Origin of the sequence: Allosphingosinicella sp. (assembly GCF_036570505.1) — a bacterium.
GTDB lineage: Bacteria > Pseudomonadota > Alphaproteobacteria > Sphingomonadales > Sphingomonadaceae > Allosphingosinicella.
This window is the reverse complement of sequence record NZ_DATCYB010000053.1, coordinates 1-7,767: the sequence shown is the minus strand read 5'-3', so window position 1 is coordinate 7,767 and position 7,767 is coordinate 1. Positions and strand designations below refer to the sequence as shown.

Below are 7,767 nucleotides of genomic sequence, written 5' to 3'. Positions count from 1 at the left end.
CTCATCGACTCCCCACGCTGCCATCGATCCCAGATCTCGGACCGCTGCGCTGCCGTGTAATATATCCGTTGTCGCCGCTTCATCGCTTCCACTCCCATCTCGTCAAAGATTGAAGTGTTGCGACCACCCGTTGAACCCACCACCCATTGCGGACAGTCATTCGGTGCGGACGAATGCTTGGAAGCGGACATCAGGGTCGTTGCTGAATCGCTTCTGTCATCGAGCAACGGGCGCTAAGCGGATGACCTCGGGCTTTCGCATGAGCGCCGGCAGCAGGTCGGGGCTAAGATGGTCGCGCCATCCAGATCGGCTCGACCACCAGCGCGTAAACTCGCGCTCCTCAGCCTCGTCGTCAAAGCGCATAAACGATAGGAAGACGGAGTCGGCGCGGACCGGCAAGCGCGGGAAATTATTCTCGACAGCCGCCGTCGCGAGCGGCCGAAATGGCGCGTGTCCCGCCTCCGCGAGCATTGAGCGCAGCGCATCCGTCCAGAACGCCTCGAACCGCTGCGGAGCCACCCCGTTCAGATAATGGATCGTGACACGAAGAAGGCCTCTCGCGATCGTCAGGTCGCTCCGAACTTGGGCGCCTCTCCCTGACGGGCGAAGGAGAAGCACATTGTCCGAATCGATCATCGTCGCGTTCGCCGCTTCGCGGTGCGCCGCCCATGCCGGGCCGCCATAGAAGTCGCTTAATGCCCGCCCGCGTGTCTCGAGATCGCTGAAGCCCCGCATCCAGACAAAACGGTCGGGATCGTCGAGATCGATGTAGCGGCCGAACACCTGGATGCCAGCGGCTTCCTGGGTTTCCACGAACGCACGCTCGAAGAGGTCGACAAGCGTATCCCGCTGACCGCCAACGAGCGTATATTGTCTCAACTCCACGAGATTTGTCTCAGTCATCTTGATCTTCTCCTCGTTGGGGATCGCGAATGCCGGCGTCGCCCGAATCGCGACCAAAGCTGCGAAGCCACTGAGCAACCTTCGGCGATCTATAGTCACGCTCCGGTGCCCGGGCTGGATAGCTGTGCGGCCGCAAGCGCCGCTCCCAGCAGGAGAAGCGCCACGCCTGCCATGCGATTGAGCCAAACCGTCGCTCCCGGCTTGGCGATGAGCCCGCGTCCCATATGCGCGGCGGCGAGCGCCAGTCCGCTATAGATCGGGATAGCAATGGCGAGCAGAAGCGCGCCCAGCAGCAATGCTTGCAGCCACACCGGCCAGCCGTCCGGCCGAATGAACTGTGGAAAAACGGCCAGCATGAAGAGATAGGCCTTCGGGTTGAGGAGGTTCGTCACCGCCGCCCTTCGCCAAGCCTCTTGGGGGCTTAGTGCATCGCTCCAACCGGTCAGTCTGTCGCCGCCGCCCGCGCGGAGAAAGGCTGTCCCCAGCCAAAACAGATAGGCAGCGCCGATCCAGCCGAGCACCGTGAGCGCCGCCGGGACGGCCGCAACGATCGCGGTCAGCCCCGCCACGCTGAATAGGATGTGCGCCAGCCCGCCGGTCGCCACGCCGCCGACGGCGGCGAGACCTGCGGAGCGGCCGCCGCTAAGCGCGCTGGTAAGAATGATCGTCATATCCGCACCCGGTGTGATGACGATGGCGAAAACGGCGGTCGCGAACGCCAATATAAGAATGAGCTCAACCATGACGGCGCCTTTTCCAATTCGAAGGCTGCCTTACGCGCTAAAAAGTGACATCTATTGTCAGCTATTTTGCGCTAGTAAATTTTTTATGCGTGCATCACGTCTCCTTTCGATCCTGATCACTCTGCAGATGCACGGACGTGTGACGGCAGCCGTGCTCGCCGAACGCTTCGAGGTGTCGCAACGTACCATCTATCGGGACATCGATGCGCTGAGCGCCGCGGGCGTACCTGTTTATGCCGACAAGGGGCCGGGCGGCGGCTTCGCTTTGCTAGATGGCTATCGCACTCGCCTCACGGGTCTTACGGCGGCCGAAGCCGAAGCGGTGCTGCTGATGGGATTGCCCGGCCCCGCTAGCGATCTCGGGCTTGCCGAACCGGCCTCGGCGGCAAGGTTGAAGCTGGTGGCCGCGCTCCCGGCTGCGGCGGGCGACAGCGCGCGGCGGATCGGCGATCGGTTCCATCTCGATCCGGTCGACTGGTACCGTCGGGCATCGGCGCCCGCTCATCTGGCAACGGTCGCCGCAGCCGTTTGGGAGCAGCGGTGCATCGTCATGCGCTACGAGAGCTGGAAGGCGGAGGTCCGGCGCGCAGCCCAACCGCTAGGCCTCGTTCTCAAGGCCGGCCATTGGTATCTGGTCGCCCGCGTCGGCAAGGATCTGCGTACCTATCGCGTTTCGAAGATCCTGAAGGTGGACGCGAGCGAAGAGGTGTTCGAGCGGCCGGCGGATTTCGATCTTGCCCGGCATTGGCAAGGTGAGGTCGCGCGCTTCGAAAGCAGCCTTCGGGGGGAAAAAGCGACGCTGCTCGTCATGCCCGAAGCGATGTCGTCCATTGATCGTCTCGGCGCCGACGCGGCCGAAGCCATTGTCGCCGCTGATCCGGACGGCGATGGTCGGCGCACGGTCGAGATTCCCATCGAAAGTATCGGCATGGCGGCTAGCCTGCTCTTGGGCTTCCGCGATTGGATCGAAGTCCTGACCCCTGCCGAGCTGCGAGCCGAGCTCCGCAGTTCCGCCGTCAAGCTGATCGAGCTCTATGCTGAATGAAGCTATCGCTGTTCACGACAGCCATTCGTTTCCCCGCCGAAGAGCCGCCGTTCCGCTTGCGGCCGAGGCTGTGTGGAAAGATTGTTGGGTGGCGAACATCGGGCCGTTTTAGGCGATCCATGGTCGGACTGGCGCTGATGTGCTCGGAGGCATTTTCGTGCGATCAGCGGCGCGTTCAGGGCAAAGGAGGGCGGCCATCGCGCCAGTTCGCAAACCGATAGCCCTGGCGAGCCTTAGCTGGCTCTGATCGCCGTCATGAGCGGCCGGATGCCTATGATTTTGATCACGCGTTTGAGGTTGTAGGCCAGAACATGGAGGTTCATCTCGGCAGCGACTTTGTTCAAAGTGCGGGTCAGGAAGTGCGTGCTTCCCATCCACGCCTTGAGCGTGCCGAAGACGTGCTCGACGGTCTGCCGACGGATCTGCATCATCTCGGGCCTGGCGTTGAGCCGCTGCTCCATGCGATCCAGCACGGCTTCATGCTCCCATCGGCTGACGCGACGCTCCGTGCCCGGGGTGCATTGGGTTTTGAGCACGCATGTCCCGCACACGCGCGTCCAGTAGCGGCGGATCTTCATTGCTCCCTCAGTGGCAGTGCAGCGGTGAACCAGGTCCTCTCCAGCAGGACAACGATAGCAGTCGCGATCCGCGTCGTAGATGAAGTCCCGCCTGTCGAACCGGCCAGCAGCCCTGGCGGAAGAGGTGAGCGGCTTCGGAACGTAGGCAGCGATCTGCGCATCTTCGCACGCCAGGATCTGCCTGCCGCTGAAGTAGCCACGATCGGCAACGACGGTGATCTCGTCGCCGCCGATGGCGGCACGCGCCTGCTGCGCCATACCAGCCAGCTGCGCCCGATCGCTGCCTGTCGTGACCACTTCGTGTGCGACGATCAGGTGATGATCGGCATCGACGGCTGCCTGAACATTGTACCCGACAATGCCGCTGCCTCTGCTGTTCATCGATCGCGCATCGGGATCGGTCAGCGATACCTGTGCGTCGGGTGACTGCTGCATCTGTGCCTCGATGCTCCTCAACTCCGCCATCTGCGCTCTCAGCAGGGCGATCCGATCCTGAAGCCGGGCGACCTTCATCGTCGATGCAGGTTCGGCGAGGTCGGCGGCATCCATCTCGGCCAGGTAGCGATCGATGCCCGCATTGAGCTCCGCCATGCGGCGCTGCATCTTGGCCGGCGTGAAGTTCTTGTCGCGGTTGTTCACTGCCTTGAACTTGCTGCCATCGATGGCGACGACGACATCGCCGAGCAGCCCGATCTGCCGACACAGCATCACGAACTGGCGGCATACCCCGCGGATGGCCTTGCCGTTGTCGCGGCGGAAGTCAGCGATCGTTTTGAAGTCGGGCGCCAGTCGGCCCGTCAACCACATCAGCTCGACATTGCGACCCGCCTCTGTCTCGAGACGGCGGCTCGAGTGAATGCGGTTGAGATAGCCGTAGACATAGATCTTCAGAAGGACTGCCGGATGATAGCCCGGCCTTCCGGTTGTCGCCGGCACTGCTCCCTCGAAGCCCAGATCGACCAGATCAAGCGCATCGATGAACGCATCGATCACGCGAACCGCGTTATCTTCGCCGACAAAATCCTCAAGATGATCCGGGAATAACGTCCCCTGCATCCGCTCCGAACCCTCGACGAAACGCTTCATCCGACGCCTCCCGAAACCCATCGGAAGATACCAGATTTCCGCGTCTTTTCACACAGCCTCGGCCAGGGCCCGCCGGGCAGCAATGCGCCCATCCCGGTCACTCAACCGCCGTAATAAAACTGCCGAATAGCTGACATTGGCTTGCTGCCGGTGAGCGGTCGCTAATCACAGCATCCGCACTCACCACACCTCTCGGTTCCGCCGCCCGCCCCGGAGACCCCAACCAATCAGGGTCATCGTCCCAGCGTTGCATCAGAATAGACAAGCTCGTCGCTTGAACTATTCTTTCAAGCCGATACCGGCGATTCTCGTCGATGGGGTGGGGGCAATAGATGAAGTACGCGATCGCGCTCTTGATGAGCATCCTGTGGCTCGCTCCGGCGGCGGCGCAAGAGGAGAGAGGCTCATCGCTTGTTTGCGTGGCAGTCGATGACCAGGCGCAGGTCTACTACCATTCGCGCACTTTCGAAGCGGATCCGGCTATCCCCGGCGAGACGTACAACAGCTCGTTCCTCAACCACGTCCGTTCGCAATTCGGAGCGACGCTGACCGGCGGCTGCCAGTTCACTAGCCTTCCGCAGAACGTGCCCATCTATCTGGACGGGCTGAAGCAACAATGTCCGGACTGCGCGATCTACAGCCTGCGCCAGGTAGGCTGGGCTCCCGGAACTCCCGCATCGCCAAATTCAGCCAAGTTTAGCGACGGCACTTATGTGCTGGAGGATGGAAGCTATTCTCTCCGGGTGAAACAGGAGGGCGATGATCTCGTAGTGGTAGAGCCGAACAAGAACTCGCGCTACGAACGGCAGGCGGACGGCACGTACCACTTCACCAACCCCAATAACGGCATAAGCTATTGGCTGAGAGTGATCGACGATCGCACGATCGAGGCGTTCAAGAAGGAGCCCGGAAACGTGGCGTCACGCTTGGTGCGGGTCGGCGGCAGCCCCGGGCCGGCGTCGGCTCCCCCCAATCCGGCCGCTGCGATCGCGGAGCGCTACAAGGCGCTCGCGCAAAGCGATCCCGACAACGTCCAGGCATGGACCGCCTGTGCCGCCGCCGCCCTAAAGCGGAGCCTGGCGACGGAGACGGAAGCGGATGTTTATGGCGCCGAGATGGTGCAGGTCCTGAAGCTGATCATCGTCGATCCCAGCCGCTCGCCCTGCGAGGACGCAATCCCTGCATCTCTCTGGGAGCAGGCCGATGCCGCCGAGCCGGTGCAAGCGACTGAATCGGCGGCAGCTGGATTGGGTGCGGCTCGGAGAGGAACCGAGCCAGCTGCGCCGAGCCTTTCGGAAAGCGAGCGCCAGCAGATGCAGGTGGGGGAAATGCTTGGCCGCAACGAAGAAGGTTGGCAGCGGGTCAAGGCTCAGGCCGAAGCGGCCACGAAAGCGCAGCAGGCCGCCCAGCAGGAATATGAAGCTAAGCTCAAGGCGTTTCAGGACGGCATCAAGGCCGCTGAGGCCGCCCGACAACAATATGAGCGAGACCGCGCGGCCCATGAGGCGGAGGTCGCGAGGGCCAAGGCAGCGCGGGCTCAGTGGGAAGCGGAGGTTGGCAACAACTAGCGTAGTCACCGGATGAACTAGACCCGTTCGCGGCGGCGGCAGCCTTGATTGCGCTCTCCCCGGCAGGTTTTCGCCAACTCCGCTCCTAAGCAGATGGTCCGCTCCTGATGTCGTGGACGGCTCTCCACCCACCTGCGGTATTTAGCGCGGGTTGAGCTGGGAAGGAGAGCCGGGATGGAGACGATCACGACGATTGGTTTGGATATCGCGAAGTCGGTGTTTCAGGTTCATGGGATCGACGCGACGGGCAACGTCGTCATTCGCAGGCGGTTAAGCCGCGCGCGGATGTTGCCGTTCTTCGAGAAGCTGCCACGTTGTTTGATCGGGATCGAAGCATGTAACACCTCGCATCACTGGGCGCGCGAGCTGATCGCGCTTGGCCATGATGTGCGGCTGATGCCGCCGCAATATGTGAAGATGCGGTAATGGGCTGGGCGCCACGGTGCCTCGATCCGGGTGGTCGTCCCCGCTAGGATGGAGAACGGGGTCTCGGCCTGAACCAGCCCCAAGCATCGTTGTGGAGGACGACCATGGATTATTATGCCGGTGTGGACGTTTCATTGAAAGAGGCGGCCGTTTGCATTCTTGACGCGGCTGGTCAGGTGATATGCGAGCAGAAGGTGGCGTCGGAGCCCGATGCCCTGACCAGGTTTTTTCGGGGCTTGGATTTCCAGGTGTCCCGGATCGGCCTGGAGGCGGGTCCGCTTTCTCAGTGGCTGTTTGCTAGCCTAACTGCTTCGGGCTTTGATGTGGTGTTGCTGGAGACGCGGCATGTGAAGGCGGCTCTCTCTGCGATGACGGTGAAGACCGACCGTCGCGACGCCCTGGGTATTGCGCACTTGCTGCGGATGGGATGGTATCGTCCGGTTCATTGTAAGGCGCTTGCCTCGCAGGAGGTCCGCTCCTTGTTGACCGCTCGCAAGCTTTTGTTGGGAAAGTTGATCGACGTCGAGCTCGGGATACGGGGTATTCTTCGGGGATTCGGATTAAAGATCGGCACCGTGACCCGCAAAATGTTCGATCACAGAGTGCGGGAACTGGTCGCAGAGCAGGAGACATTGACGACGATTGCCGATGCCATGCTGGCGGCCCGGGCGCTGCTGATAAATGAGGTGTCCAAGCTTCATAAGGCGCTTTTGAGGATCGCACGAGAGGATGAAATTACCGGGCGGTTGATGAGTGTACCGGGCGTAGGCGCGTTAACTGCCCTCACATTCAAGACGGCGATCGATGATCCACACCGCATAAAGCGATCTCGTGATGTCGGTCCGCTGTTCGGGCTGACGCCGCGGCGATATCAGTCAGGAGAGACGGACGTTACCGGCGGCATATCCAAAGCTGGCGATATGATGGTACGATCAGCGCTGTTCGAGGCCGCGACCGTGCTCTTCTTTCGCCTTAAACTACCGTCTAACTTGAAGGACTGGGCGCAAAACGTTGCCAAACGACGGGAGACCAAGCGTGCAATCGTTGCCTTGGCGCGCAAACTCGCGATTCTGCTGCACAGGATCTGGCTCGATGGAACGACCTATCGAAATCCGATGGCGGCGTAACGTGCGGACTGAGGATACGCTGACGGAGGAACAAACGTAGCAGCGCGCGGCGCTGCTACCCGAGGTCCCGTCGCCGGGACGGTGGATGGGGTAAGCCGTACGTACGGATGTGGCTCGACCACGCTGTGAAGATGGGCTCCTCCATTCCTCTAACCACATCAAGTGGCAGTTGATCGGCTGACCACGGACGGAAGCAAGAAGCCGGCGGCGAGATAAATTGGGGGATTGACGAAGAGGCGCCCATTACGGAAGCCCTATGTGAAGCGCGGCAAGAACGACGCAGCCGATGCC

General features: G+C 61.7%; 6 protein-coding genes and 1 pseudogene. 4 read left to right on the top strand and 3 right to left on the bottom strand.

The genetic code is table 11. The features are described from left to right. Nucleotides 1-216: 216 nt before the first annotated feature. Together VIR62_RS05695 and VIR62_RS05690 are read right to left on the bottom strand one after the other, a co-directional pair. The gene (locus tag VIR62_RS05695) at nucleotides 217-903 is read right to left on the bottom strand and encodes an NIPSNAP family protein (protein WP_431869443.1); all 687 of its coding nucleotides are present in this window, start codon (nucleotides 901-903) and stop codon (nucleotides 217-219) included. Between the two features lie 95 nt (nucleotides 904-998). Continuing rightward, nucleotides 999-1,574: a LysE family translocator gene (locus VIR62_RS05690; RefSeq protein ID WP_431869441.1), complete on the bottom strand. Its 576-nt coding sequence runs from the start codon at nucleotides 1,572-1,574 to the stop codon at nucleotides 999-1,001. Here VIR62_RS05690 and VIR62_RS05685 point away from each other — a divergent pair. Then, nucleotides 1,564-2,691, top strand: a complete 1,128-nt coding sequence (locus tag VIR62_RS05685) for a helix-turn-helix transcriptional regulator (RefSeq protein WP_431869440.1) — start codon at nucleotides 1,564-1,566, stop codon at nucleotides 2,689-2,691. The two genes, VIR62_RS05690 and VIR62_RS05685, sit on opposite strands and share 11 nt — an antisense overlap. A gap of 233 nt (nucleotides 2,692-2,924) precedes the next feature. Here the strand turns inward: VIR62_RS05685 and VIR62_RS05680 are convergent, their stop codons facing one another. Further along, nucleotides 2,925-4,355 (bottom strand): IS1182 family transposase, encoded by a 1,431-nt coding sequence (locus VIR62_RS05680; RefSeq protein WP_431869438.1) that lies wholly within the window; start codon nucleotides 4,353-4,355, stop codon nucleotides 2,925-2,927. Between the two features lie 332 nt (nucleotides 4,356-4,687). Here VIR62_RS05680 and VIR62_RS05675 point away from each other — a divergent pair, with 332 nt between their 5' ends. The 3 genes and pseudogenes from VIR62_RS05675 to VIR62_RS05665 all read left to right on the top strand — a co-directional run bounded on the left by VIR62_RS05675 (nucleotide 4,688) and on the right by VIR62_RS05665 (nucleotide 7,476). Beyond that, nucleotides 4,688-5,923, top strand: a complete 1,236-nt coding sequence (locus VIR62_RS05675) for a hypothetical protein (protein WP_431869436.1) — start codon at nucleotides 4,688-4,690, stop codon at nucleotides 5,921-5,923. A gap of 174 nt (nucleotides 5,924-6,097) precedes the next feature. Continuing rightward, nucleotides 6,098-6,340 (top strand): annotated as a pseudogene (locus VIR62_RS05670) (IS110 family transposase); the annotation flags it as partial. Nucleotides 6,341-6,453: 113 nt separating this feature from the next. After that, nucleotides 6,454-7,476, top strand: a complete 1,023-nt coding sequence (locus tag VIR62_RS05665; RefSeq protein ID WP_431869435.1) for an IS110 family transposase — start codon at nucleotides 6,454-6,456, stop codon at nucleotides 7,474-7,476. Nucleotides 7,477-7,767: the final 291 nt, after the last annotated feature.